This is a genomic window from Stenotrophomonas oahuensis (assembly GCF_031834595.1).
Classification (GTDB): domain Bacteria; phylum Pseudomonadota; class Gammaproteobacteria; order Xanthomonadales; family Xanthomonadaceae; genus Stenotrophomonas; species Stenotrophomonas oahuensis.
In genome coordinates this window covers 2,979,454-3,004,794 of record NZ_CP115541.1, presented here as the reverse complement: position 1 = coordinate 3,004,794, position 25,341 = coordinate 2,979,454, and the positions used below count along the sequence as shown (strand labels likewise).

The window sequence follows — 25,341 nt, the reverse complement described above, 5'->3', positions numbered from 1 at the left end:
AAGCCGGGGGGAGTCCCCGAAGATGAACGGGAGGGGTCCACGTGCGCGTCGGCGCACCACCAACGGTGGCGCGCTACCGGTAGGGCACGACCGTTGGTCGTGCCGGCGGGTCACCCCAGCGGCTGCCAGGGCGTCTCTGCCAGAAGGCCCAACGCCCGCTCACATAACGCCTCCGACCGCGCAAACCCTACCCCGTCAATCGCCGCCAACGGCCACACCCCGGCCGCATTGCAGGCCACTGCCGCATCAAATCGACCCAACCCGGCAAGGGTCACGGGCTCCAACACCGCCCCCCCGCCCCACCCGGCCTGCAACAGCCGCTCCTGGGTCCCACGCAGCGCTTCGGCCTGCGGCCACACCACCTCATCGCCGCGCCCGAACAGCACGTTCCAGGTGGTGCCCTCGCTCACCCGCCCCTGCCCGTCCACGAACAACGCATCGTCAAACCCGGCCTGCAACGCCAAGCGCCGATGCTGGAACAACGCAAACGTGCCGACGTGCTTCAGCTCTGGCATCTCGCGCTGATACACCACGCTGCGCACGCGTCGCGGCGTCGCCGGCAACGTGACCGGCGCACTCACCGCCACCAGCACATCCACCGGCAGCACCTGCAGCGGTTGGCGAAAATCAAAACCGCGCGCAAACACGGTTACGCGGACCGAAGCATCCACCACGCCTTCCGCCTGCAACGCCGCCAGAATCCACGCCTGCACCTGGCTGCCTTCCAGCGTGCTTCCAAACAGTTCTGTCGTGCCCTGGCGTAAACGCCGAAGATGCAGGTCCAGCCCCTGCACCGCGCCGCCGCGCACCTGCAGCGAGGTGAAGTGCCCGTAGTTCACCACCGCACCGGCGAGGTCGTCGGCGGTTGCCGGTCGCCCGTTGCAGTAGTGCTTCATGCCAGCAGCGCCCGCGCGTCGTGCCATAGCGTGTGCAGCACCTCTGCCGCCGGTCGCGCAGGTGCCATCCACGCCGACTGCCCGGCCCAGGCCTGCATCGCATCGATGCGGTGCTCGCGGTTCGCCTGCGCGCGCATCGGTGCGGTGAGGCCGCGCTGCACCGGATAAGGCTGCGGCGGTGGCGCATCGGCAGCGGCGGCGGCGCGCACATACGGTGTGGCCAACCCACGCCCGAGCCGTCCACTGAAGGCACGCGTGGGCCAGGTGTCTTCCGGTTCTGCTTCGGACAAGGCCTGCGACCACGCCGGATCAATCGCGCATTCCGGCGTGCGCAAAAAGGCCGTACCGACCTGCACCGCGCTGGCACCGAGCATCAATGCCGCCGCCACGCCGCGACCGTCGGCAATGCCTCCAGCGGCGATCACCGGCACCTGCAGGTGGTCGGCCAGACGCGGCAGCAGTGCGAACAGGCCCACCAGTTGGCGTTCGGCCGCATCCGGATCGAAGGCACCGCGATGCCCGCCGGCTTCAAAGCCCTGCGCCACCACGGCATCGGCACCGGCCTGTTCGGCCGCACGCGCTTCAGCCAACGTGGTCGCGCAGGCGAACCAGGCAATGCCGGCCTCGTTCAGGCGCTCCACCTGCGCGGGCGAGAACACGCCCATGATGGTGGACGCCACCGCCGGCCTTGCGGCAATAAGCGCATCGAACTGGGCATCGAAGTCGGCCGGACCGGCGTCACCGGCGCTGGCGGCCACCTCTGGACCCCACTGCGCGAGGAACGCGCGGGTGGCGGCTTCGGCCGTGTCATCACGTACGGGCAGCGCATCAGGAATCCACACGTTCACCTGTGCCGGGCCCGTCGACTGCGCGCGGAAATCGTTCATCCAGGCCACGATGTCCTGCGGCTGCGACAGCACCGCGCCCATCGCGCCCATGCTGCCGGCATTGGCCAGCACGGCCGAAAGCGACACCGGGCAGGCACCGGCCATCGGGGCCAGCAGGATCGGGCTCTGCAACGAAAAACGCCGACAGAAGCTGTCGGCGCGTTCAAGAATTCGCGGGTCGCTCATCGGTCACGCACCTGTGGGGTCAGATGCCCCACAGCATACGCCGCCCGGCGTGGCCTCAGCGGAACGGCAGACCACCGCGGCCGCCCATGGCCCCCATCATGCCCTTCATGCTGCGCATCATGCCCTTCATGCCGCCGCCGGCCATCTTGCTCATCATCTTTTCCATCTGCTGATACTGCTTCATCAGCTTGTTGACGTCGGCCGGGGTCAGGCCCGAACCACGCGCGATGCGCGCACGACGTGAACCATTGAGCAGGCCCGGGTTGCGGCGCTCCTTCTTGGTCATCGAATTGATGATGGCGATCATGCGCGGCACTTCCTTGCCCTGGCTGACCTGCTGCTTCAGATGCTCCGGGATCTGGCCCAGGCCCGGCAGCTTGTCCATCAGGCCGCCAATGCCGCCCATGTTCTGCATCTGCTCGAGCTGGTCGCGCATGTCGTTCAGATCGAACTTCTTGCCCTTGGCGACCTTCTCGGCCAGCTTCTGCGCCTTGTCCTTGTCGACCTGCTGCTCGACCTGCTCCACCAGCGACAGCACGTCGCCCATGTCGAGGATGCGGCTGGCCATGCGGTCCGGATGGAACACATCCAGGCCGTCCGGCTTTTCGCTGACACCAACGAACTTGATCGGCTTGCCGGTGATGTAACGCACGCTCAGCGCGGCACCGCCACGGGCGTCACCGTCGGTCTTGGTCAGCACCACGCCGGTCAGCGGGAGCGCTTCGCCGAAGGCCTTGGCGGTGTTGGCCGCGTCCTGGCCGGTCATCGCGTCAACCACGAACAGGGTTTCAGCCGGGTTGATCGCGGCATGCAGTGCCTTGATCTCGACCATCATCGCTTCGTCGATGGCGAGGCGGCCGGCGGTATCGACCAGCAGCACGTCCACGAACGACTTGCGGGCATCGTCGATGGCCGCGCGCACGATGGCTTCCGGCTTCTGGTCGGCGCTGGACGGGAAGAACAGCACGCCGACCTGGTCGGCCAGAGTCTTCAGCTGCTCGATGGCGGCCGGACGGTAAACGTCGGCGGACACCACCATCACCTTCTTCTTGCGCTTTTCCTTCAGGTGCTTGGCCAGCTTGCCCACGGTGGTGGTCTTGCCCGCACCCTGCAGGCCGGCCATCAGGATCACTGCCGGAGCCGGCACATTGAGGTTCAGGTCGCTGGCGGCCGCGCCCATCACGGCGGTGAGCTCGTCGCGGACGATCTTGATCAGCGCCTGGCCCGGGGTCAGCGACTTCAGCACTTCCTGGCCGACCGCGCGCACCTTGATGCGCTCCACCAGGGCCTGCACCACCGGCAGCGCCACGTCGGCTTCCAGCAGCGCGATGCGGACTTCGCGGGTGGCCTCGCGGATGTTTTCCTCGGTGAGGCGGCCGCGGCCACGCAGGCGCTCGATGGTGCCGGAGAGGCGCTGGGTCAGGGACTCGAACATGGATGCAACCTGTTCAGAACGAAAGACAGAGAGACGCACAGTATAGCGGGTCCGTCGGACCGGCCCGCGCCCCGGACACCCGGTCGCACCCGCGCCCATCGCCACCATCCCGGGGGTATGCGAAACTGACACGATGACAATCGTTCTCATCGCGACCCTGCTGTACCTGACCGCCACCGCCCTGCTGGTGCGTGCGGTGGCCCGCGATGACGCCTCCCGCTCGCCCACCTGGCTGTGGCCGGCGCTGCCGGCGATGCTGCTGCACGGCGGTTACCACGCGCTGGTAGCCATCCGCACCAGCGGCGGGCCGGACATGCATTTCTTCGCTGCGCTGTCACTGGTGGGCCTGGGCATGGCCTGGCTGACCTCGCTGGTGGGCGCGCGCGGGCGCATGTCCGCGCTGGGCGTGGTGGTGTTCCCCGTCGCCGCCGCCCTGCTCTGCGGTTACCACGCCTACGGCCATGAACCCAGCCGGGCACTGGGCTGGCAGCTGGCCACCCACGCGTGGCTGGCGCTGCTGGCCTACGCCACGCTGAGCATTGCCGCGCTTCTGGCGATCATGCTGTGGCTGCAGGAACGCGCCCTGCGCCGGCGTGATTTCCGCCCCTGGCTGCGCGCACTGCCGCCGCTGGCGGATCTGGAATCGCTGCTGTTCCGGGTGATTGCGGTGGGCTTTGCCTTGCTGACGCTCACGCTGGTGACCGGCGTGCTGTTCGTGGACGACCTGCTGGCGCAGAAGCTGGTGCACAAGACCGTGCTGAGCGTGCTGTCGTGGGTGGTGTTCGGGGTGCTGCTGATCGGCCGCCGCCGCTACGGCTGGCGTGGGGTGAAAGCGGTGCACTGGACGCTGACCGCGATGGTGCTGCTGGGGCTGGCGTTCTTTGGCAGCCGGTTTGCGATTGAACTGGTGTTTAATCGCGGCTGATGCGTCGTGCCGACCAACGGTCGGCACCTACCGATTGGGTCCACCATTACGCCGCTTCGATCGCCTCGGACAACCGCTCCACCGCGATCACCTCCATGCCCTTCACGCTGCCGGTCTTCGGCGCGTTCGCCTTGGGCACGATCGCGCGCTTGAAGCCGTGCGTGGCCGCCTCGCGCAACCGATCCTCACCGTTGGGCACGGGACGAATCTCGCCAGACAACCCCACCTCACCAAATGCAATGGTCTTCTCCGCCAGCGGCCGGTCCTGCAGCGATGACAGCACCGCCAGCAGCACCGGCAGGTCCACTGCGGTTTCCTGCACGCGGATGCCGCCCACCACGTTGACGAACACGTCCTGGTCGCCCACCAGCACGCCACCGTGACGGTGCAGCACCGCCAGCAGCATCGCCAACCGGTTCTGCTCCAGGCCCACTGCCACGCGGCGCGGGTTGGACAGCGGTGAGGCATCCACCAGCGCCTGCACTTCCACCAGCAACGGACGCGTGCCCTCGCGGGTGACCATCACGCAACTGCCCGGCTGCCGGGTGCTGCCGCCGGACAGGAAAATGGCCGATGGATTGGACACCTCTTTCAGGCCCTTCTCGCCCATCGCGAACACACCCAGCTCGTTCACCGCGCCAAAGCGGTTCTTGAACGCACGCAGCAGACGGAAGCGGCTGCCGCTTTCGCCTTCGAAATACAGCACCGCATCCACCATGTGCTCCAGCACGCGAGGGCCGGCAATGCCGCCTTCCTTGGTGACGTGACCGACCAGAAACACGGCGGTGCCGGTTTCCTTGGCGAAACGCACCAGCCGCGCCGCACTTTCGCGCACCTGGCTGACCGAGCCCGGTGCCGCAGTAAGCGATTCGGTCCACAAGGTCTGCACGGAATCAGCCACGATCAGCCGCGGCTTGGCCTGGCTGGCGTGCTGCAGAATGGCTTCCACCTGGGTTTCAGCGAGCGCGTTCACGCCTTCCAGCGGCAGGTCCAGGCGGATCGCCCGGCCCGCCACCTGCGACAGCGATTCCTCACCGGTGATGTACAGCACCGGCAGATTCGCCGCCATCTTCGCCACCGCCTGCAGCAGCAGGGTGGACTTGCCGATGCCCGGGTCGCCGCCGACCAGCACCACCGCGCCCTCCACCAGCCCGCCACCCAGCACCCGGTCGAATTCGCCGATGCCGGTGGTCACCCGCTGGTGCTCGGTGTGCTGCACGTCCTTCAGCGCCATCACCTTGGGTGCATCGACCTTGCCGGCCCAGCCGGAGCGGCGCGAAGCCGGCGACTTGGCCGCAGCCGCGCTTTCCAGGGTGATCTCGCTGAGCACGTTCCAGGCCCCGCATTCGGTGCACTGCCCCTGCCACTTGCTGTATTCCGCGCCGCATTCGCTGCAGACGTAGGCGGTGAGCCGCTTGGCCATTCTTGGTTCCACTTCCGGTTCATCTTGTGTGCCGCAGGATAGCCCACCCGCGTCGCACCACCTAAGACGCTGGAAACGCTTTCACTCAAGCTTTGGCCCGCCCGGCCGATACCGGGGACGGGCCTCTGCGCCCAACCCCCATATTTTTGTTCAGGCTTTCAGAATGACCGGCACCTACAGCCAGAGTCTTGTCGTGTTCTCGCTGCTGGTCGCCATCCTGGCCTCCTACACCGCTTTGGACATGGCCGCGCGCGTGGCCAATACGGAAGGCAAGGTCGCCCGCTGGTGGCTGGCCGGCGGTGCCGGGGCCATGGGCCTGGGCATCTGGTCGATGCACTTCATCGGCATGTTGGCCTTCGACCTCGGCATTCCGATGGGCTACGACCTGGCCATCACCCTGTACTCGCTGGCCGTCTCGGTCGGAGCCTCGGCGTATGCACTGTGGCTGGTCTCGCACAAGGTGCTGCCGTGGTACCGGCTGGCTGCCGGCGCGGTGCTGATGGGTCTGGGTGTCGCTGCCATGCACTACCTGGGCATGTCGGCGATGCGCATGGAGCCCGGCATCGACTACCACATGGGCTGGCTGGCGCTTTCGATCGTGATTGCGATTGTGGCTGCCGGTGCCGCCCTGTGGATCGCCTTCCGCCTGCGCTCGGAAACCCGCCATCCGATGCTGCTGCGCGGTCTGGCGTCGGTGGTGATGGGCTTTGCCATCATCGGCATGCATTACACCGGCATGGCCGCCGCCGAATTCCCTCCCGGCAGCGTCTGCGGTGCGGTCGGCGAGAACGGCGTGGACAGCAAGTGGCTGGCGGTGCTGGTCATTGTCACCACCCTCGCCACACTGGGCATCGCGCTGATTGCCTCGGTGTTCGACCGCCAGATGCGCGCCCGCACCGGCCTGCTGGCCGAATCGCTGGCGCAGGCCAACGAAAAGCTGATGCAGGCCGCCCTGCACGACCCGCTGACCCAGCTGCCCAACCGCATGCTGCTGCAGGACCGTATCGAGCAGACCATTGAAAAGGCGCGCCGCCGCAATTTCCCGTTCGCGGTGATGTTCTGCGACCTGGACGGCTTCAAGGCCATCAACGACGCCTATGGGCATCAGCTGGGCGACAAGCTGCTGGTGGAGGTTTCCCATCGCGTGTCCGGTCTGCTGCGCAGCCAGGACACGTTTGCCCGCCTGGGCGGCGACGAGTTCGTCATCGTGTTCCAGATCGACGAACCCGAAGACGCCGCCGTGGTGGCAGAGCGTATCCTGGCCAGTGTGGCCGAGCCGTTCTTCATTGATGCACTGGAACTGCATGTCAGTACCAGCATCGGCATTGCACTGTACCCGGACGACGCCGCCAACGAACGCGAGCTGATGGCGCATGCCGACGCGGCGATGTACCACACCAAGGACACGGGCCGGAACGGCTATACCTTCTTCACCGAGTCGCTGCAGGTCACCGCCAACCGCCAGCTGCGCCTGCTACAGGACCTGCGTCGCGCGATTCCGCGTGGCGAGCTGGTGCTGCACTACCAGCCCAAGTTCCTGGCCGCCGGTTCGGACATCATCGGGGCCGAGGCACTGGTGCGCTGGCAGCATCCGGAGCTGGGGCTACTCTCGCCCGACACCTTCATTCCCATGGCCGAGCGCAGCGGATTGATCCTGCCGCTGGGTGAGTGGGTGCTGGATGCGGCGTGCGCGCAGTTGCGGGCGTGGCACGATGCCGGGCATGACAGCTGGACCATGTCGGTGAACCTGTCGCCCGTGCAGTTTGCTTCAAGCAACCTGCTCGATACCGTGCGCGACACGCTGGCAAAGCATCAGCTGGAAGCGCGCTTCCTGACCCTGGAAGTGACCGAGACCACGGCCATGAAGGACGTGGAGGCCAGCCTGCAGATTCTGCATGGACTGACCGACATGGGCGTGCACATCTCGATTGATGACTTTGGTACCGGCTATTCCAGCCTGCTCTATCTGAAGCGCATGCCGGCAACCGAGTTGAAGATTGACCGCGCGTTTGTGCGTGAGCTGGAAGACAACAGTGAGGATGCGGCGATTGTGTCGTCGATAATCGCGCTGGGGCGGTCGTTGCAGTTGCGGATCGTTGCGGAGGGTGTGGAGACCGCCGGGCAGCAGCAGTATTTGAATAAGCTGGGGTGTGACCTGCTGCAGGGGTATCACCTGGGCAAGCCGATGGACGCCGAGGCGTTCCTGCGCAACGCGTGACCCGGCAACGCCGGCCGTTGGCCGGCCCATGTCGATTTGATTCGCGTCGTTAAAGAACGTTGAGCCGTCCATGGCGGTCGTCTATCGACCGACCCCACCAATGCATGCATCGCGCGACATCCCGTAGAGCCGGGCTTGCCCGGCTGCCTTTCGCAGCCCAAACAAAAAGGCCACCCTTGCGGGTGGCCTTTCTGCGTGAACCGGTCTTTCGACCTCAGTGCATCATGTGCACGTTCATGTTGTGCATCACCCACAGCGTGCCGGCCACGATGATGCCGATGACCACCACGGTGAAGGCGGCGGCGCTGACGTTCCAGCGCTGTGCCGACGAGCGGTCCAGGTGCAGGAAGAAAATCAGGTGCACGAAGATCTGCAGGATCGCCGCCACGATGATGATGACGCCCGTGGTGAAGGTCGGCAGACCGCCCTTCATCACCGCCCAGAACGGGATGATGGTGAGGACAGCGGCCAGCAGGAAGCCAACCAGGTAGGACTTGACGCTGCCGTGGCTCTCGCCACCCACGCCGTGCCCATCGTGATGGGCGTGATTGTCGTGTGCCATTACAGCGCTCCCTTCAGGTAGACGACGGAGAACACGCCGATCCAGATCAGGTCCAGGAAGTGCCAGAACAGGCTCAGGCACGCCAGGCGGGTCTTGTTGGTGGCGGTCAGGCCGTTCTGCTTGATCTGGATGAACATGATCAGCAGCCACAGCAGACCGGCGCTCACGTGCAGGCCGTGGGTGCCCACCAGCGCGAAGAACGCCGACAGGAACGCACTACGGTCCGGGCCGTAACCCTGGTGGATCAGGTGGTTGAACTCCCAGACTTCCATGACCATGAAGCCGAAGCCCAGCAGCCAGGTGATCGCCAGCCACAGGTACATCTGGCCCACCTTGGCCTTGTGCATGGCGATCATGCCCAGGCCGAAGGTCAGCGAAGAGACCAGCAGCAGCGTGGTTTCCCACGCGACGAAGCTCAGGTCGAACAGTTCCTTGCCGGTCGGGCCACCATCGGTACCGCCGGCCAGCACGATGTAGGTCGCAAACAGGCTGGCGAAGATGAGGCAGTCGCTCATCAGATACACCCAGAAACCGAAGACGGTGTTGCCGCCGGTGTCGTGGTGCTCGTGGTCGTCATGGCCGTGGGCCGCCGCGTGCGCGGCGTGCCCATGGTTCAGGGTGGAGGTATTGCTGCTCATGCCTTGAACTCCGTTTTCACCAGACCCTGCGCCTGCAGGTGACGGCGGTGCTCACTTTCGATCCGCTCAACTTCGGCGGCCGGCACGTAGTAATCCGTGTCCTTGTCGAAGGTGCGCCAGATGTAGGTGCCGATCATGCCGATCATGCCGACGATGGCCAGCCACCAGATGTGCCAGATCATGGCAAAGCCGAAGGCCAGGCTGAAGGCACCAATCACCACACCGGTACCGGTGTTGCGCGGCATGTGGATGTCGCTGTACTTCTCCGGACGCGGCCATGCTTCACCACGCTGCTTGCGCTCCCAGAAGTCGTCCAGTTCGGTGACCTTGGGCAGCATGCCGAAGTTGTAGAACGACGGCGGCGAAGAGGTTTCCCACTCCAGCGTACGGGCATCCCACGGGTCGCCAGTGAGGTCGGCGGTCTTCTTGCGGTCGCGGATCGACACAGCGATCTGGATCACCTGGCACAGGATGCCCAGGCCGATGATCGCCGCACCGGCGGCAGCCACGATCAGGAACGGCTGGTATTCCGGGTTCGGGTAGCTCTGCATGCGACGGGTCATGCCCATGAAGCCGAGCACGTACAGCGGCATGAAGGCCACATAGAAGCCGATGAACCAGCACCAGAATGCGCGCTTGCCCCAGGTTTCATTCAGACGGAAGCCGAACATCTTCGGCCACCAGTAGGTGATGCCCGCGAACATGCCGAACACCACGCCGCCGATGATCACGTTATGGAAGTGCGCGATCAGGAACAGGCTGTTGTGCAGCACGAAGTCGATGGCCGGGATGGCCAGCATCACGCCGGTCATGCCGCCGATGGTGAAGGTGACCATGAAACCGATCGTCCACAGCACCGGAGTGGTGAACTGCACGCGACCGCGGAACATCGTGAACAGCCAGTTGAAGATCTTCACGCCGGTGGGAATGGAGATGATCATCGTGGTTATGCCGAAGAAGGCATTCACGTTGGCACCCGAACCCATGGTGAAGAAGTGGTGCAGCCACACGATGAACGACAGCACGCCAATACAGGCCGTGGCGTACACCATGCCCTTGTAACCGAACAGCGCCTTGCGCGAGTAGGTGGCAATGACTTCCGAGAACACACCGAACGCCGGCAGGACCAGGATGTACACCTCCGGGTGACCCCAGATCCAGATCAGGTTGATGTACAGCATGGCGTTGCCGCCACCGTCATTGGTGAAGAAGTGCGTGCCCAGGTAACGGTCCAGGGTCAGCAGCACCAGGGTGACGGTCAGCACCGGGAAGGCGGCGATGATCAGCACGTTGGTGACCAGCGCGGTCCAGGTGAACACCGGCATGTGCATCAGCTTCATGCCCGGGGTACGCATCTTCAGGATGGTGATGAAGAAGTTGATACCGCTCAGCGTGGTACCCAGGCCTGCGACCTGTAGACCCCAGATGTAGTAGTCGACACCGACCCCTGGGCTGTACTCCTTGCCCGACAACGGCGGGAAGGCCAGCCAACCGGTCTGTGCGAACTCACCGACGCCCAGCGAGATCATGATCAGGCCAGCACCGGCCACGAACAGCCAGAAGCTCAGCGAGTTCACGAACGGGAAGGCCACGTCGCGTGCGCCGATCTGCAGCGGCACCACGACGTTCATCAGGCCGGTGATCAGCGGCATCGCCACGAAGAAGATCATGATCACGCCGTGGGCGGTGAAGATCTGGTCGTAGTGGTGCGGCGGCAGGAAGCCTTCAGCGCCGTTGACGGCGATGGCCTGCTGGGCACGCATCATGATGGCGTCGGCGAAGCCGCGAAGCAGCATCACGAAGGCCACGATGAGGTACATGATGCCGATCTTCTTGTGATCGACCGAGGTGAACCACTCTTTCCAGAGATAGCCCCACAGCTTGAACTTGGTGATGACCGCCAGCAGGAGCAGACCACCGATCCCCGCGCCGATCAGCGTGGTGATGATGATCGGGTCGTGCGGGATGTCAGCGAATGTCAGTTTACCCAACAGATTCATGCTTATTCTCCCGAGCCTGCGTGGCCGGTGTGACCGGCGGCGGCGTGCTCGTCTGCAGTGTGTTCGGCGTGCTCAGCGGCCGGCATTTCGTGGCCTTCATGGCCTTCATGGGCTGCGCCTTCACCGTGCGACATGCCCTCGTGGCCCTTGGCCTTGTGGTCCATGCCGTAGTGGTTGTTGTCGCCCATGTGCTTTTCGACGACCCAGTTGAACAGACCGGTTTCGGTGTTGCCGAAATAGGTCACCGGGTGCCAGTCGTGGTTCTTCTCGGCCACCAGGGCGTTGAAGGCATCCTTGTTCAGGGTGCTGCTTTCGGCACGCACCTTGGCCAGCCACTGCTGGTACTGCTCTTCAGTGACCGAGTGGGCCGTGAAGTGCATCTTGCTGAAGCCCGCGCCGCTGTAGTGCGAGGACATGCCCGGGAATTCGCCGGTCTCGTTGGCGATCAGATGGAGCTTGGTCTCCATGCCGGTCATTGAGTAGATCATGCTGCCCAGGTGCGGGATGAAGAACGCATTCATCACCGAATCGGACGTGATCTTGAAGTTCAGCGGGGTGTTCACCGGGAAGGTGATTTCGTTGACCGTCGCGATGTTCTCTTCCGGGTAGATGAACAACCACTTCCAGTCCAGCGAAATGGCTTCGATCACCACCGGCTTCTTGTCCGATTCCAGCGGACGGTACGGATCCAGCGCATGCGAGGAGCGCCAGGTCAGCACGGCCAGCACCAGCACGATCATGCAGGGGATCGACCAGACGACCACTTCGATCGCGGTGGAATGCGACCACTTCGGCTCGTAACGGGCCTTGGTGTTGGAAGCGCGGTACTTCCAGGCGAAGGCCAGGGTCATGATGATGACCGGCACAACGACCAGCAGCATCAGCACCGTTGCCGTGATCAGCAGGGTTTTTTCGTCCTGGCCGATCTGGCCCTTCGGGTCAAGAATGGCCGAGTTGCAGCCCGTGAGGAACACGGACAAAGCAAACAGCAGGCCCGGACGCAGGAAGCGCCCAAGGGTTTTCAACGGAATCATCGGTCGATCCAATTGCGTAGGGAATGCCAGGTCAAGCGCACCCACCTCGGCCAAGACCGGATGGACGTACATGTCAGCCCTATAATTTTATGCCGTCACGCACCATTTAAGAAGAGCGTTGACAATGATCCGGCGCAAGAATGCCCGTTTTTCTGCTGCGACACGTTGTCGCACGGGGTGCGCGCAGGGGCCGCAGGGGGCCTGAAGCGACCGCGCATGATGTTGTATAGACATGAATGGGTCAAGCGGCGGGGAACCTGAACAACCGGATCGCCCGGCACCGCGATGACACGCATGGCGTGTCACCAACGGGATCCGTAGAGCCGGGCTTGCCCGGCTGAACCACCGACCATCCGTACGGACGGGCCATGCCCGTCCACCGGATCGCCTGGGCACCACGTTGAATCAGATCCTGACGTCCCCTACAGGCATCCCCACGTTGGCTCATTAAACCCCCTAAGGCTGCACCTCACGGAAAAGGACCACCGATATCGCACTTGAGAATGACTCTCATCAAACACTCAATCATCGCCGCCAGCCTCGCACTGGGAACAGCCACCCTATCCGCCTGCGCCTCCACCCTCTAGACGCCTGCAACCGCCGACTTCAGCGAAGCCCTGGTCAACCTGCGCCAGATCGACGACGGCACGTTGATCGGCACTACCGCCCACCACCTGCCGCCAGATCACAGGATCGTAGAGCCGGGCTTGCCCGGCTGAACCACCGGCCATCATCGTAGGGACGCGCCATGCGCGTCCGCCGAATCACCCGGGCAACACGATTACACGCATGGCGTGCAACCCCGCTCCCGGACTGAACCAAATTCCAGACTTCTCCTACAGGCATCGCCGCAACGGCTACGTAGACTTGCTCAAAGCCGCACTTCATTGCTCGCGGCCCGGGCCACAGTCACATGGGAAAGGATCACCAATGCCGCATCTCAGAATTACCTTCATCAAGAACTCAGCCATGGCCGCCTGCCTCGTACTGGCGACAGTTGCCCTATCCGCCTGCGCCTCCACACCGAAGACGGCTGCAATCGCCGACTTCAGCGGAAGCTGGTACGTAAAGTGGTGCGACCGCACCAATCCCAAGCTGGACTGCGGCGGTTTTGACATCAGCGTCGTCCAGGAGGGCAACCGGATGTGCGGCGACTTCGGGGGAGCCCTGGTCAACCTGCGCCAGATCGACGACGGCACGTTGATCGGCACTGCTGTGGGCAACACCGCCGTACTGGCAGTGCAGAGCAACCGGAATGGTGCCATTCACCTCGTCCGCGCCGAGCTACAGGGCGACGCACTCAAGTGGGAGGAAGTGGACCTGATACGCAAGGCCGATAACAACGACATCCTGGTTATTGCGACGAGCGATGTACTGCGTCGGAGTGAACCGCCGACGGAGGGCAGGCCATCACCATCACTCAATCGCACATGCCGTGACGTTACGACAAGGTAAGAAGGCTGCCCATGGACTACAGAGAGCTAAGCCAAGCTGAGTACGAAAGAAAGCTCAGGCTTGTGATAGTCGGAGCTGAAGGCCTGCACGCCCACGTTCAAGACGTCGGCGACGGAAAGGCCACCATAGGTTGGGGCTTCACGCTGAATCGTAACAACAACGTCAGAATATGGCGCGAATCTGGACTTGAGCTAAGTGACGCTCAATGGCGAACGCTCGCAGGCGTGGATGCAGCAGGGACTGAACGAGAAAAGACTCGCTTGGGTCTAGGCTTCAGCAGACAGCTTGACGCGGCGGAATCAGACAGTTTGCTACGCGCATCTCTGGCGGAATACGAGGTACCAGCAAATAGCGCGAATATGCCGCTATCTGATGAACGGATCGCAGCGGTTTCGCTTGCCTACAATCGCGGACCCGCCAATCTGACTGGAACTGCGAACGGAACTGTGCCCGAGCACCCGGTAATGGAAGCCATACGCCAGGGTGACCGGGCTGAAGCTTGGTACCAGATCAGATACAACTGTTGGGGGAGCGACAAGCCCAATGAACAGTACCCGCATCGTTTGTCCAACGAAGGCGGCCTAAGAAAGCGGCGCTTTGCAGAGGCTCAGGTATTTGGCCTTTATGACGACAGCGAGAACATCACTCCGACCGAGGCCCGAGCTGTCTACCGCACACTTGAACTGCATCGTGACGATATTGAGCGCGTCGAGCTCCAGTTCGGCGAGACCCTTGACGGCACGCAAGCTTCGCGCAATCGCGTTGTGCAAGCCAATAGGGACTATCCTGATCTCGTAGCCGAATATGGTCGCGTACCATCAGTAGCAGCTGCCTTCGCACCGGCTCGTGATGTGCTAATGGAAGACCTGCGCGCCCAGCACCCGACAATGGCAGAACGACTGCAGACCGACAGCTTCCCCCCAGGCGCCATCTTCCTCGACCCAAATCGTAGCCTTCGCGACAGCGATGACATCCAGCAGATCTACCCTGACAATACTCGCCCACACATTGCACTTCGCCGCGAACACAGCAACTCATCCAGCGAAGCGGTGAGCGAAGAACATCAAGCGACACTGGATTCTCGCCGAATGCGCGGCAACCAGGAAGTCTCCCGGAACGACGTTCTGATTGGCGACGGCGGAAACGATGTTCTACGTGGTCACCAGGGCGATGACGTCCTGATTGGCGGCCACGGACGCGACCGCCTTGAAGGCGGCACAGGCCATGACACCTATGTGGTGGGCGGAGGCGACACGATTCGGGACGCGGATGGGCGCGGCGAACTGCACTGGGGCAACCTGCAGCTCACCGGAGGTGTGCGTTCTGAAACCGATCCCGCAGGCACCTACCGCAGCGAAGACGGGCGCTTTGCTTATCGCTTGGTTGAGGGCAACCTCAGCATCACTGGCACGCAGGCTACCGAAGCCGCAAACCGCCAGCCCACTGTCGTTGAGAATTTCCAGAACGGACAACTGGGCATAACCCTTGCGGACGGTCGCAGGGCTGAGCTTGATTCCCCTGCGTATCTACGCGACCCGATGTATCTGCAGATCCAGCGGGGTGTCGCCGGACTCGACGCTCAGCACGGCCGTAGCTATGACGCCATCAGTGAGCGCATGACGACCAGCCTGCTTGCACTCGCAAAGCAACGGGGGCTGCACTCGGTCGATCATGTAATGCTGAGCGGGCCAACGGCGGACAAACCGGCCGGGGCCAACGTGTTTCTGGTGCAAGGTGACCTATCGAACCCGGGTCATTATCGAGCCGTCATGCCGACGGCAGTGGCCGCCCAGACCCCGATTGAGGAGTCTGTCCGCAGCATCGAAGCAGCCGAGCAAACGCGCGTCGCCAAGGAGGATCAACAAACGCAGCCAGAACGACATCAATCGTCGCCGCTCCGGATGGGATGACGCGTTGCGTGCATGCGCCCTCATGACACGGCCGGCACCGCGACAACGTAGAGCCGGGCTCGCCCGGCTGAACCACCGACCACCTCGGTAGGGACGCGCCATGCGCGTCCATCGCATCACCCGGCACCCCGATGACTCGCATGGTGTGTCGCTACGCCAACATCGACAACACCCACGTCACCACGCACACATACGCCAACAACCCCAGACTGGCCGCCAACGTAGACCGCAGAATCGCCGACTCCTGCCCCACCAGCTTCACCGCCGCCGCCGCAATGGCAATCGATTGCGGCGACACCAGCTTCGCCATCACCCCGCCTGCGGTATTCGCTGCCACCAACAACGCTGGAGCCACCCCGATCTGCTCCGCTGTCACCGCCTGCAGATGCGCGAACAAGGTGTTGCTGTTCACCACCGACCCGGTGATGAACACCCCCATCCAGCCGATCACCGGCGACAACACCGGGAACACCCCACCGGTTTCCGCCAGCGCCAGACCAATCGTGGAAGACGCCCCCGAATAGTTGGTGATGTAAGCCACCGCCATCACCAGCGCCACCGTAGCCAAGGGCTTCCACATCTCACGCCCTGCCTGGGCCAGTTCCTGCCCAGCCGACCTCAGCCCCAGCTTCGGCGACAACAACGCCGTCAGCAACGCGGCGATAAGAATGGCCGTACCCGCAGCGCCCAGCCACCCCACATTCCACACCGCCGGCAGCGTATGCGCCTCGGCCACCAGCGGCGGCAGCTCCTGCACCCGCTGGTGCAGCAACCCAATCGGCAGATGCAGCACCGTGCCAGCCAGCGCTCCACCCGCAGCGAACAACCCTTTGAACGCCGGCAGGCTCCACACCAGAATGGTGGCGGTGAGCAGGTAGAACGGCGACCACGCCAGCAGCACCTCTTTCAGCGACCAGCGCTGCGCCGACACCGGCGGTGCCTCGGCCTCGCGGTAGATCCGCTTCGGCTGCCAGAACTGCATGAACCCGGCCAACGCTGCCATGCCCGCCAGCGGACCGACGATATCGACCAGCTCCGGCCCCAACAGCAGCAAAACGGCGGTCTGCACGCCACTGAACACCAGGCCCACCACCAGCAGCACCGGCCAGGTTTCGCGCACGCCGCGCCAACCATCCAGCAACATCACCAACGCCGCCGGCAGCAGCGCCGCGCACACCTGCACCAGCGGCACCAGCTTCCACGACATGTCCTGCAGCGGCACCCCACCCTGCTCTGCCCCGACCAACACGGGAATGCCAATGGCCCCGTAGGCCCCTGCCGCGCCGTTGGCGATCAGGCACAGCATGGCCGCCTTCAGCGGGCGGAAGCCCAGCTCCACCAGCAGCGCCGCGCAGATGGCGATGGGCACGCCGAAGCCGGCTGCCCCTTCCAGGAAACCACCGAAGCAGAACGCGATCAGCAACACCTGGATGCGCTGGTCATCGGAAATGGTGGCGATGCTGCCGCGAATGACTTCGAACTTGCCGCTGCGGATGGCGAGCTTGTACAGCCACACCGCCATCAGCACGATGAAGCTGATCGGGAAGATACCGTTGGCGATACCGAGCAGGGCTGCGCCGGTGATTTCGCCGAGGGGCATGCCGAAGCCGAACCAGGAGACGGCGATGGAGACGGCTACGGCTAGTAGTGCTGCGGTCAGGCCTTTGAGGCGCAGGACTGTCAGGGCTAAGAGGAATACCAGGACCGGGAGAGCGCCCATCAGGGCGGAGAGGTAGGTGTTGCCTAGGGGGTCGTAGTTCTGTTGCCACATGGGATTGGGGTTCCGTGCGGTTTTTGGGGCAGACCGGTGATGGAGCAGCCGGGCAAGCCCGGCTCTACGCTACCTTGTTGGGACAGGCGCGGCCTTCGGCGAAGTCGGTCAGGTTGCCCAGGGTGATGGCGGAGATTTCCTGTAGGGCTTCGGCGGTGAAGAAGCCTTGGTGCCCCGTGACCAGTACGTTCGGGAAGGTCATCAGGCGCTGGAAGACATCGTCGTCGATGATCTCGCCGGAAAGGTCCTGGAAGAACAGCGCGCTTTCCTGCTCGTACACGTCAATGGCCAGATGACCGAGGTGTCGTGACTTCAGTGCGCGGATCACCGCATCGGTGTTCACCAGTCCACCGCGCGAGGTGTTCACCAGCATGGCACCGGGCTTCATCAACGCCAGCGAGGCCTCGTTGATGAGGTGGTGCGTGTCCGGGGTCAGGGGGCAATGCAGGGAGACGATGTCCGAGCGGGCCAACAGCTCGGCCAGCGGCACCATTTCGCCGATTCCGTCGAAGGCAGAACTCGGGTATGGGTCATACCCGAGCACATTGCAGCCCATGCCTCTGAGAATGCGTGCCGTGGCCAGCCCGATCTTGCCGGTGCCCACGATGCCCGCCGTGCGGCCATACAGCGTGCGCCCAAGCAGGCCGTCCAGCATGAAGTTGCCTTCGCGCACCCGGTTGTAGGCCCGGTGGGTCTGGCGGTTGAGGGTCATGATCAGCGCCAGCGCGTGCTCGGCCACGGCCTCGGGCGAGTACGCCGGCACGCGGGCGACGAACAGGCCGAGGCGTTCCGCAGCGGCCAGATCCACGTTGTTGAAGCCTGCGCAGCGGAGAAGCACCGCGCGGATGCCCTGCCCGTGCAGTGCTTCAAGCACCGGGGCGTCCAGACGGTCGTTGACGAATACGCAGACCGCCTCACTACCCTGGGCCAGTGTGGACGTGGTGAGATCCAGCCCTACATCGAAGTAAGCGAACTCGAACCGCCCTTCACCGCCCACATGCTGGTTGGCGGCTTCCAGGAAGTGACGGTCGTAGGGGCGAGCGCTGAAAACGGCGGTCTTCATGGGGTGGCCTCTGGGGGAGCGTTTCAACAGTAACCCAGAAGGTAGGGACGGTTCCTCAGTAAATGATGTCAAAGCGTGACCGGGGGCACGTTGGAGCCGTAGATTGAGCCTGGGTCCGGTAACGCATGAATTCAAATCGACACCGCCTTCAATGCGGTGCCCTTTATGGCCGGTAGCCCTGCGCCAACAGCAGCCGGGCAAGCCCGGCTCTACGAGATGGTCTGGTGCGGATGGGGTGACGCCCTCCCCTGGTCACCCGGAATCACTCTTCGCCGTCAAACTCCAGCGGACGGGCGGCGACGAATACGTCATCTCCACCCGAGCTTTCGGCTGCGCGTCCCTTGGCGGGACGGGTGCCGGGCATCAGTTCAAAGCCCGGGTCGTACTTGGTGACCGCCGCAGTGAGCTGCTTGAGCACCCCGAGATCACCGCGGACCTTGGCCTTGCCGCTCTTCACCAGATCGCCCAGTTTCTGTTCGCCCAGCACCAGTGCGACAAAATCAGGGCGATTGATCTGCAGCGACAGGTCCGCGTCAGCCGACTGATGCCCCGTGATGGTGGTAAGCGTGGCGTTGCTCATCTCGGTAACGAAGGTCTCCCGGGTATCAGGGTGCATCAGGTTCAGTTTGAAGTGCATGTTCTCAGCCTTGCGGCTGTCGATGGCAATGGCCAGGTTCTGCAACAGCAGCTCGGTACTCGTGCCCCGCACCATCTCCGGCGATTTGACCTTGGCCTTGTCAAAGCCCACTACCCCGTCACGCAGTTCCTTGGTCGCCGAAAGATACGCATTGCGGATGCTCGGGCTCTCGGCCTGGTAGCCCAGCTGCTCGAACGCATCAGCAAGCAGGTTCTTGGCCTGCTGGTTGCCCGGCTGCGTGTAGACAAGCTTGTTCAGGATTTCCATCGACAACTTGTACTTGCCCTCATCATTGAGCGCCTTCGCCTTCGCCAGGATCTTGTCCGCACCGCCCATCATGTCCACATAGAGCGGAGCGGTATCTTCCGGCGAAAGCGGAACCATGGTGACAGGGTTACCGTCCCAGTAGCCCAGATACAGATTGATCACCGCGCGCGCGTTGTGTTCGTACGAACCGTGATAAGCCCGGGTGTACCACTGGTTGCGCAGTGAGGTTGGCGGCTTGTACACGTTCTGGATTTCGTTGATGGTGACGCCCTGGTTGGCCAGGTGCAGCACCTGGTTGTTGAGATTGGCGTACATGTCACGCTGGCCGCGCATCACCTCGTGAATGCGTTCCTTGCCCCAACGCGGCCAAGAGTGCGAGGCAAACATCACTACCGCGTCGTCGCCATAACGGTAAAGCGCCTCGTTGATGAAGCCCGCCCAGGCGCTGGGGTCACGCACCTTGGCACCGCGCAGCGTGTAGATGTTGTGCTGGCCGGCCACAATGTTCTCGCCCGCCCAGAAGGCCTTCAGCTCCGGGAACCAGGTGTTCATCTCCGCCGGCGCCTCGGTGCCCGGGGTCAGCTGGAACTCCATTTTCACGCCGTCCACGGTCAGCGTTTCATACGCCTGCTTGATTTCACGGGTGGGCGGAATGATGCCGCTGGCTCCTTTTGCCGTCGCCTTGCCGATGGAGCCGTCCACGTGGCCGGTAGGGCTGCGTGGCAGCAGGTCGGCGTAGGTGTAGCTTTTGCGTCGCGTCATCGCGTTGCCGGCGAACACGTTCTCGGAGATGGCCTCATACATGAAATGCTCGGGCGCGATGATCTGCACCTTGCCGGCCTGCAGGTCGGCTTCGTCCACCACGCCGCGTACGCCGGCAAAATGATCGCCATGTGAGTGGGAATAGATCACTGCCACCACCGGACGCGGGCCCAGCTTCTCGTTGATGAACTTCAGTGCCGCACGGGCGGTTTCGGCGGTGGTCAGCGGGTCGATCACAATCCAGCCGGTCTGGCCTTTTATGAAGGTGATGTTGGCCAGGTCGAAACCACGCACCTGGTAGATGCCCGGCACCACCTCAAACAGACCGTAGGCCATGTTCAAGGTGGCCTGGCGCTGCAGCGAGGGGTTGATGGTATCGAACTCCTTGCCCTCCAGCAGGAAGTTCCAGTCGTCCATGTTCCACGAAACACCGCCGCCGTCTTTGGCGATCTGGCGGAAGTCAGGTGCTGCAATGAACCCCCGCTTGGCCTCATCGAAGTCGGCGCGGTCGGAGAACGGCAAGGTGTCGCGCACCACCTTCTGCGCACTGACGGTGGAGGCCGAGGCCGGCTTCACCTCACCGGTGGTGTAAGCGGCGTCAGCGGCGTGGGCGAGCGAGGCCATGGAACAGACGAGAAGCGAAACGCAAACGCTCAAACGATGTGAACCAATCATGGATATCCCCGGAGATTGAGTAGAACCGTGCTTGCAACGGCCCGTGGCAGATCAGCGGTTGCTGGGGAGATGGCCCCAGTTGTACTGAACGGTCAGCTGGAAGATTTCGGTATTCACGTCCTCGTTGGACGCTTTGATGGGGTGCGAATACATGGCCTTCATCATCCAGTTCGGCGAAAAGGTCATGCTGGCCGTGGCCACGCCATCGGTGTACTCCTCACTACCCCCTTGGCTGATGCCATCCAGCCGGGTGGCCCCGCCGCGACGATAGGAAACGCCCACGCCTGCCCAGAACGCCCGGTTGAACGTGTACGAGTAGTGGGTGTCCAGGCCGAACAGCGGCTTGGTCTCCAACCGGTTGCCACCCCGCGGGTCATCGTTGTCCTGGAACCATTCCACGTTGCCGTACACGTCCCACCAGCCCTTCTCGCCCACCGGCATGAGGTAGGCCAGCTCAGGCTTTATCTGCCAGCGGTTGGTGCCCATGTTGAACAGCTTGTCGCGGCTGTAGCTGCCCGTCGGCGCACTAATCATCACCTGCGCGGTAACGGTGGGCCCGAAGGACCACTGCATGTACTCGTTGAGCGGCAGGTAGGGGGCACCGGAAAGATTGGTGCCCAGAATGACCACGGTGTCGCTGTAGCCGTGGCCGGAAAGCCGGATTGACCTGCCGCCTCCGAACGGCGAGAAGGTTCCATCCAGGTCCCCGTAGGCCTGGTAGACGCTGAAAGCAGACGTGTGGCCGTCGCGGCCAAAATACTTGAGGTACCGCAGCGTATGCAGGTCGATCCCCATCGACAGGCCCGGATCAACTATGGGGGGACTGTCAGGAATTTTGTGTTCGGGCATAACATGTTGAAAAGGATCATGTATGCCACCCAAGAAAATGACCGCCAAGGCCGCTGCCCGTCAGCTGCCTACCCTGCCTGCCGAGCTCGTTGAGCAGCTTGCCAACGGAGCGACGACCGCGGGCGAGATCCTGGACATCACCACAGCCCTGAAAAAGGCCTTGATTGAGCGGGCACTGAAGGGCGAGCTGGGCCATCACCTGGGGTACCCACCCGGAAGCGAGCGACCGGAATCGACCGGCAATCAGCGAAATGGAACGTCCAGCAAAACCGTTCTGACTGAGGATGGCCCCCTGCGACTGGACGTTCCCCGGGACCGGGATGGCAGCTTCCAGCCCATCCTGATTCCCAAGCACGAGCGGCGTTTCACTGGTTTTGACGACAAGATCGTCGCGATGTACGCGCGCGGAATGAGCGTCCGCGACATCCGCGCGTTTCTGTCTGAACAGTATGGAACAGACGTGTCGGCGGACTTCATCAGCTCGGTGACCGACGAGGTTCTGGAAGAGATTTCGGCGTGGCAGACGCGTCCGCTGGAGCTGATGTATCCGGTGGTGTTCTTTGATGCCCTGCGCGTCAAGGTGCGTGACGAGGGCGTAGTGCGCAACAAAGCGATCTATCTGGCATTAGGCGTTCTACCTGATGGAAGTCGCGACATCCTGGGCATCTGGATCGAGAACACAGAAGGGGCCAAGTTCTGGATGAAGGTCTTCAACGACCTCAAGACGCGCGGCGTGGAGGACGTACTGATAGCGGTGACCGATGGCCTTAAAGGCATGCCCGAGGCGCTGGCGGCGGTCTACCCAGCGACCACTCTCCAGACCTGCATCGTGCATCTCATCCGCAACAGCTTGGACTACGCCGGCTGGAAGGATCGAAGGGCTCTCGCAGCCGAGCTGAAGCCCATCTACCAGGCCATCAATGCAGAGTCCGCCGAACAGGCCCTGGAAGCGCTGGAGGCCTCGCCGCTGGGCAAACGCTACCCCTCGGCGCCCCAGGCATGGCGACGGTCATGGGACCGCGTCATACCCTTCTTCGCGTTTCCACCTGAGATCCGTCGTGTCATCTACACCACCAACGCCATCGAGAGCGTTAATGCGCAGCTGCGGAAGGTCATCAAAACCCGAGGGCATTTTCCAACTGACGAGGCGGCGATCAAGCTGATCTGGCTGGGGCTGCGCAACATCACGGCCAACTGGGGAGGCACCAGCCACGGCTGGAAGAACGCGATGAACCAATTTGCCGTACTTTACGGGGACCGATTTATCCGGAGCCCGTACTAAGAAGCCGGGCTGTCACAGGGCAGCCCACGTCGCCCGAACACAAAAATACGGACACTCTCACTATGGGCAGATCGAATTCCGCGTTTGTATCAACATGCTGATAGACATACTGCAGACCGGTTAACCCCTGTGGAGCGTTGGCGTAATCACGCGCACCGGACGCGGGTAACGCAAAACAACTGGATGAAGCCAGGTAAAGCGAAGCACCAAGTACAGCATATGCAGGTCTTCTCACCGCGGTTCTCCCTGGATGAAACGTGCACAGCACACACGTCGCCAGGCAACGGCGTGTACGCGTTGCTGGCGGTGACAACTTCAACGGCCCCTAATGCCTGCTTTGATACCTGATTCAGAAAGCGGAGACAAGCGCGAAAATGTGAACCCGTTGTGCATGTCGGATGACGGCCGAGCGGAAGAGTCGTCCTCTGGCATATCGGCGGTGGGGCTGGAATCTTGAGGAAGAGCAGCCGGGCAAGCCCGGCTCTACGAGATCTTCCACACCAGATCCAATCCGGTGCCGTCCCGCACCGCGTAGATGCGCTCGTACTGAAACGAGAGCACGAAGCGATGCGCGTGCTGCATCGCAAACACCTCAATCAACCGATAGATCTCATGCAGGCTCCGCAACATATGCGCAGCCCGAAAATGAAACGTAATCGTCAACCCGACACTCCACTCCACCTGCATGCCTCTTGCCCCTAAAGCAAGCGGAACAGCGTGTTGCTTGAACCCAAACGCACACCTGCACCCCGGCAGCAGTCCAGCCCAGATATTCTGATCAACCTCACTCGGCAGACCCAGCGACCGAAGCGTGAACGCAACATCATCAAGCGTCACACCCGACTCGATCTCCAGCACCATCACCAGGCTCATGCCCGAACCTCCTGCACTCTGCGCAACAGCCCGCCGTCCCGGCCGGGCTGCGCACGAACTGACAACCCGGGCCGTACCGTAAACATGGCGACCCATCCCGACCGTCCTACCAGCGCACGCGCGGGCGGATCAGGTCGATGTCCTCGCCCCAGGCGCAGTACGCCATTTCCATGTCGTGCTTCGACTGCAGATCCTGCCAGTACGCCGGCGGGTCACCGAAGTAACGCCCCAGCCGCAGCGACAGTTCCGCACTGATGCTGCTGCGGCCACCAATCACCGATTCCAGCCGCCCACGCTTGACCCGAATGGAATCCGCCAGCCGACGAATGGAAATGCCGGCAGGGCGCAGATAGTCGTCCATCAGCACGCGCCCTGGATGGATGCTCGCTGAGGGTTGAAACAGCGGCGCAGGCTGCACCGCTCCGCTTGCATGGCCGCCCTGAGGGCGCTCTGGATTCGCATGGTCAACACAACCTGCACAGGAACACTGCTCGCACATGGGAACCTCCCGAAACTGGGTAACGAATGAGTTCAACGAAGTGGCAACGCGGCGCACAGCTAGGGCGCGGCGGCATGCCGATCAGATGGCCGGGTCAGCGCCCGGCGTTATAAGTCTTGGATGTGCGCGCGAAGAGGCGACGCTGAAGGGCGGCGGGCGCGCGTAAGAGGTAATCGAAGGCCTCGAGTGGGCAGCTCGAAACGATGAATGAAGGCCCAGAACGTGTACATCTCAGACTCCCGGGGAAGTACCCTTCCCCCAATGGGAAAGGCGTCGGGAGCTAGAAAACCGTGATGCGATACGGTGTGGCTTATTCCCCCCCCGTTTTGGGGGAGTGTTGCATTCGCCACCATCCCGACATTGGGATATCCAATGCTCGCATCAACAGAGTTTTCTAGACTCCGAGGGCCACATTGCCGGAAGGCGATTCGGATGTGAAGTGGCTGTTTTCATGTATTTCGCGCGATTTCGATAGGCTGCATCTATCGATGACGTCTATGGCACGGAAAACGGCGGTTTGGCGCATGTTCCGAGCCAGAATGGCAAAGATTCCGATGCACCATGGCGCGTCATTGATGGCACCAGATCGAACTGCCAGGCACCCGAGGTGTCGTATGTAGCTCAAATGCCGACCGGCAGTGAACCGATCAACAGACAACGGCCAACGAACGACGCATCTGGTCGAGAATTGGTGCACACCCAACTGAAATGAATTGAAAAGCCCTCCCTGGCGATTGAAGTAGCGTGATCCATTCCACCAAGAGAGATGATCATGCGTACCGTTCCTTACCCCACCCCCGGTGAAATCATCCTGCATGAGTTCTTGGAACCCATGGGCATCACCCAATATCGCTTGGCCAAGTCCATCGGCGTACCACAGCACGTTATCGAGCAGATCGTAGAGGGAGACCTCGCGATCACCGCCGATACGGATTTTCGCCTCTCACGCTACTTCGGCACTTCGAAAGGGTTCTGGACCGGAATTCAGGAATCCTACGAACACTTCATCTAATTGGACGTCGCTACCGGTGCCGCGGAATGAACGGCCGCGATGGCCCCAGCGGGAACGATTCACCGGTTACAGCGTCTAGCAT

Annotated in this window: 21 protein-coding genes; 6 read left to right on the top strand and 15 right to left on the bottom strand. The window is 62.9% G+C overall.

The window, feature by feature from the left end:
• Nucleotides 1–110: 110 nt before the first annotated feature.
• The 3 genes from PDM29_RS13405 to ffh are packed head-to-tail and all read right to left on the bottom strand — an operon-like array spanning nt 111 to nt 3,404.
• Nucleotides 111–896 (bottom strand): aminotransferase class IV family protein, encoded by a 786-nt coding sequence (locus PDM29_RS13405; RefSeq protein WP_311190607.1) that lies wholly within the window; start codon nt 894–896, stop codon nt 111–113.
• Entirely contained in the window at nt 893–1,969 is a 1,077-nt protein-coding gene (locus PDM29_RS13400) for an NAD(P)H-dependent flavin oxidoreductase (protein WP_311190606.1), read from the bottom strand. The genes PDM29_RS13405 and PDM29_RS13400 overlap by 4 nt, the downstream gene beginning before the upstream one ends.
• Before the next feature lie 55 nt (nt 1,970–2,024).
• Complete coding sequence (gene ffh / locus PDM29_RS13395) at nt 2,025–3,404, bottom strand: signal recognition particle protein (protein ID WP_311190605.1); 1,380 nt, start codon at nt 3,402–3,404, stop codon at nt 2,025–2,027.
• Nucleotides 3,405–3,537: 133 nt separating this feature from the next.
• Here ffh and PDM29_RS13390 point away from each other — a divergent pair, with 133 nt between their 5' ends.
• On the top strand, nt 3,538–4,329 hold the full coding sequence (locus PDM29_RS13390) for a cytochrome C assembly family protein (RefSeq protein WP_311190604.1): 792 nt from the start codon (nt 3,538–3,540) through the stop codon (nt 4,327–4,329).
• Nucleotides 4,330–4,375: 46 nt separating this feature from the next.
• Here PDM29_RS13390 and radA read toward each other — a convergent pair whose 3' ends face one another.
• Nucleotides 4,376–5,752, bottom strand: a complete 1,377-nt coding sequence (radA, locus tag PDM29_RS13385; protein WP_311190603.1) for a DNA repair protein RadA — start codon at nt 5,750–5,752, stop codon at nt 4,376–4,378.
• 163 nt (nt 5,753–5,915) lie between these two features.
• Here radA and PDM29_RS13380 point away from each other — a divergent pair, with 163 nt between their 5' ends.
• Nucleotides 5,916–7,970: a putative bifunctional diguanylate cyclase/phosphodiesterase gene (locus tag PDM29_RS13380; protein WP_311190602.1), complete on the top strand. Its 2,055-nt coding sequence runs from the start codon at nt 5,916–5,918 to the stop codon at nt 7,968–7,970.
• Between the two features lie 214 nt (nt 7,971–8,184).
• Here the strand turns inward: PDM29_RS13380 and cyoD are convergent, their stop codons facing one another.
• From cyoD to cyoA, 4 genes are read right to left on the bottom strand one after another with little or no spacing between them, the layout of a single operon-like run.
• Nucleotides 8,185–8,532 carry a cytochrome o ubiquinol oxidase subunit IV gene (cyoD, locus tag PDM29_RS13375; RefSeq protein WP_311190601.1) on the bottom strand — a complete coding sequence of 116 codons (348 nt, stop codon included), beginning with the start codon at nt 8,530–8,532 and terminating at the stop codon, nt 8,185–8,187.
• Nucleotides 8,532–9,170 (bottom strand): cytochrome o ubiquinol oxidase subunit III, encoded by a 639-nt coding sequence (gene cyoC / locus PDM29_RS13370; protein WP_311190600.1) that lies wholly within the window; start codon nt 9,168–9,170, stop codon nt 8,532–8,534. The genes cyoD and cyoC overlap by 1 nt, the downstream gene beginning before the upstream one ends.
• Entirely contained in the window at nt 9,167–11,164 is a 1,998-nt protein-coding gene (gene cyoB / locus PDM29_RS13365; RefSeq protein ID WP_311193783.1) for a cytochrome o ubiquinol oxidase subunit I, read from the bottom strand. The genes cyoC and cyoB overlap by 4 nt, the downstream gene beginning before the upstream one ends.
• An 8-nt stretch (nt 11,165–11,172) precedes the next feature.
• Nucleotides 11,173–12,204, bottom strand: coding sequence for a ubiquinol oxidase subunit II (gene cyoA, locus PDM29_RS13360; RefSeq protein WP_311190599.1), 1,032 nt, complete (start codon nt 12,202–12,204; stop codon nt 11,173–11,175).
• Nucleotides 12,205–13,134: 930 nt separating this feature from the next.
• Here cyoA and PDM29_RS13355 point away from each other — a divergent pair.
• On the top strand, nt 13,135–13,659 hold the full coding sequence (locus PDM29_RS13355; RefSeq protein WP_311190598.1) for a hypothetical protein: 525 nt from the start codon (nt 13,135–13,137) through the stop codon (nt 13,657–13,659).
• 11 nt (nt 13,660–13,670) lie between these two features.
• Nucleotides 13,671–15,569 carry an XVIPCD domain-containing protein gene (locus tag PDM29_RS13350; RefSeq protein WP_311190597.1) on the top strand — a complete coding sequence of 633 codons (1,899 nt, stop codon included), beginning with the start codon at nt 13,671–13,673 and terminating at the stop codon, nt 15,567–15,569.
• 151 nt (nt 15,570–15,720) lie between these two features.
• Here PDM29_RS13350 and PDM29_RS13345 read toward each other — a convergent pair whose 3' ends face one another.
• The 4 genes from PDM29_RS13345 to PDM29_RS13330 all read right to left on the bottom strand — a co-directional run bounded on the left by PDM29_RS13345 (nt 15,721) and on the right by PDM29_RS13330 (nt 21,539).
• The gene (locus tag PDM29_RS13345) at nt 15,721–17,340 is read right to left on the bottom strand and encodes an L-lactate permease (protein WP_311190596.1); all 1,620 of its coding nucleotides are present in this window, start codon (nt 17,338–17,340) and stop codon (nt 15,721–15,723) included.
• A 64-nt stretch (nt 17,341–17,404) separates the two neighbouring features.
• Nucleotides 17,405–18,403 carry a 2-hydroxyacid dehydrogenase gene (locus PDM29_RS13340; RefSeq protein WP_311190595.1) on the bottom strand — a complete coding sequence of 333 codons (999 nt, stop codon included), beginning with the start codon at nt 18,401–18,403 and terminating at the stop codon, nt 17,405–17,407.
• A 262-nt stretch (nt 18,404–18,665) separates the two neighbouring features.
• Nucleotides 18,666–20,693 (bottom strand): alkyl/aryl-sulfatase, encoded by a 2,028-nt coding sequence (locus PDM29_RS13335; protein WP_311190594.1) that lies wholly within the window; start codon nt 20,691–20,693, stop codon nt 18,666–18,668.
• A 102-nt stretch (nt 20,694–20,795) separates the two neighbouring features.
• Complete coding sequence (locus tag PDM29_RS13330; protein ID WP_343237511.1) at nt 20,796–21,539, bottom strand: transporter; 744 nt, start codon at nt 21,537–21,539, stop codon at nt 20,796–20,798.
• 76 nt (nt 21,540–21,615) lie between these two features.
• On the opposite strand from PDM29_RS13330, the gene PDM29_RS13325 reads away from it, so the two are divergent.
• A complete protein-coding gene (locus tag PDM29_RS13325; protein WP_311190592.1) occupies nt 21,616–22,875 on the top strand; it encodes an IS256 family transposase in 1,260 nt (419 codons plus the stop codon).
• A gap of 483 nt (nt 22,876–23,358) precedes the next feature.
• Here the strand turns inward: PDM29_RS13325 and PDM29_RS13320 are convergent, their stop codons facing one another.
• From PDM29_RS13320 to PDM29_RS13310, 3 genes are all read right to left on the bottom strand, one after another.
• Nucleotides 23,359–23,748 (bottom strand): hypothetical protein, encoded by a 390-nt coding sequence (locus PDM29_RS13320; RefSeq protein WP_311190591.1) that lies wholly within the window; start codon nt 23,746–23,748, stop codon nt 23,359–23,361.
• 106 nt (nt 23,749–23,854) lie between these two features.
• The gene (locus PDM29_RS13315; RefSeq protein WP_311190590.1) at nt 23,855–24,247 is read right to left on the bottom strand and encodes a HigA family addiction module antitoxin; all 393 of its coding nucleotides are present in this window, start codon (nt 24,245–24,247) and stop codon (nt 23,855–23,857) included.
• Nucleotides 24,248–24,868: 621 nt separating this feature from the next.
• Nucleotides 24,869–25,021 (bottom strand): hypothetical protein, encoded by a 153-nt coding sequence (locus PDM29_RS13310; RefSeq protein WP_311190589.1) that lies wholly within the window; start codon nt 25,019–25,021, stop codon nt 24,869–24,871.
• Between PDM29_RS13310 and PDM29_RS13305 the strand changes: the two genes are divergently transcribed.
• Nucleotides 25,020–25,259, top strand: coding sequence for a HigA family addiction module antitoxin (locus PDM29_RS13305; protein WP_311190588.1), 240 nt, complete (start codon nt 25,020–25,022; stop codon nt 25,257–25,259). The genes PDM29_RS13310 and PDM29_RS13305 overlap by 2 nt on opposite strands.
• Nucleotides 25,260–25,341: the final 82 nt, after the last annotated feature.

Bases quoted from the DNA above. Each gene is read 5' to 3' on its own strand.
- PDM29_RS13380 (WP_311190602.1), top strand. From the start codon at position 5,916: ATGACCGGCACCTACAGCCAGAGTCTTGTCGTGTTCTCGCTGCTGGTC.
- PDM29_RS13310 (WP_311190589.1), bottom strand. From the start codon at position 25,021: ATGATCATCTCTCTTGGTGGAATGGATCACGCTACTTCAATCGCCAGG.
- PDM29_RS13405 (WP_311190607.1), bottom strand. From the start codon at position 896: ATGAAGCACTACTGCAACGGGCGACCGGCAACCGCCGACGACCTCGCC.
- PDM29_RS13355 (WP_311190598.1), top strand. From the start codon at position 13,135: ATGCCGCATCTCAGAATTACCTTCATCAAGAACTCAGCCATGGCCGCC.
- PDM29_RS13325 (WP_311190592.1), top strand. From the start codon at position 21,616: ATGCCACCCAAGAAAATGACCGCCAAGGCCGCTGCCCGTCAGCTGCCT.
- cyoC (WP_311190600.1), bottom strand. From the start codon at position 9,170: ATGAGCAGCAATACCTCCACCCTGAACCATGGGCACGCCGCGCACGCG.
- PDM29_RS13320 (WP_311190591.1), bottom strand. From the start codon at position 23,748: ATGAGCCTGGTGATGGTGCTGGAGATCGAGTCGGGTGTGACGCTTGAT.
- PDM29_RS13315 (WP_311190590.1), bottom strand. From the start codon at position 24,247: ATGTGCGAGCAGTGTTCCTGTGCAGGTTGTGTTGACCATGCGAATCCA.
- PDM29_RS13350 (WP_311190597.1), top strand. From the start codon at position 13,671: ATGGACTACAGAGAGCTAAGCCAAGCTGAGTACGAAAGAAAGCTCAGG.
- ffh (WP_311190605.1), bottom strand. From the start codon at position 3,404: ATGTTCGAGTCCCTGACCCAGCGCCTCTCCGGCACCATCGAGCGCCTG.
- PDM29_RS13330 (WP_343237511.1), bottom strand. From the start codon at position 21,539: ATGGGGATCGACCTGCATACGCTGCGGTACCTCAAGTATTTTGGCCGC.
- PDM29_RS13390 (WP_311190604.1), top strand. From the start codon at position 3,538: ATGACAATCGTTCTCATCGCGACCCTGCTGTACCTGACCGCCACCGCC.
- PDM29_RS13340 (WP_311190595.1), bottom strand. From the start codon at position 18,403: ATGAAGACCGCCGTTTTCAGCGCTCGCCCCTACGACCGTCACTTCCTG.
- PDM29_RS13335 (WP_311190594.1), bottom strand. From the start codon at position 20,693: ATGGCCTCGCTCGCCCACGCCGCTGACGCCGCTTACACCACCGGTGAG.
- radA (WP_311190603.1), bottom strand. From the start codon at position 5,752: ATGGCCAAGCGGCTCACCGCCTACGTCTGCAGCGAATGCGGCGCGGAA.
- cyoD (WP_311190601.1), bottom strand. From the start codon at position 8,532: ATGGCACACGACAATCACGCCCATCACGATGGGCACGGCGTGGGTGGC.
- cyoA (WP_311190599.1), bottom strand. From the start codon at position 12,204: ATGATTCCGTTGAAAACCCTTGGGCGCTTCCTGCGTCCGGGCCTGCTG.
- PDM29_RS13305 (WP_311190588.1), top strand. From the start codon at position 25,020: ATGCGTACCGTTCCTTACCCCACCCCCGGTGAAATCATCCTGCATGAG.
- PDM29_RS13345 (WP_311190596.1), bottom strand. From the start codon at position 17,340: ATGTGGCAACAGAACTACGACCCCCTAGGCAACACCTACCTCTCCGCC.
- PDM29_RS13400 (WP_311190606.1), bottom strand. From the start codon at position 1,969: ATGAGCGACCCGCGAATTCTTGAACGCGCCGACAGCTTCTGTCGGCGT.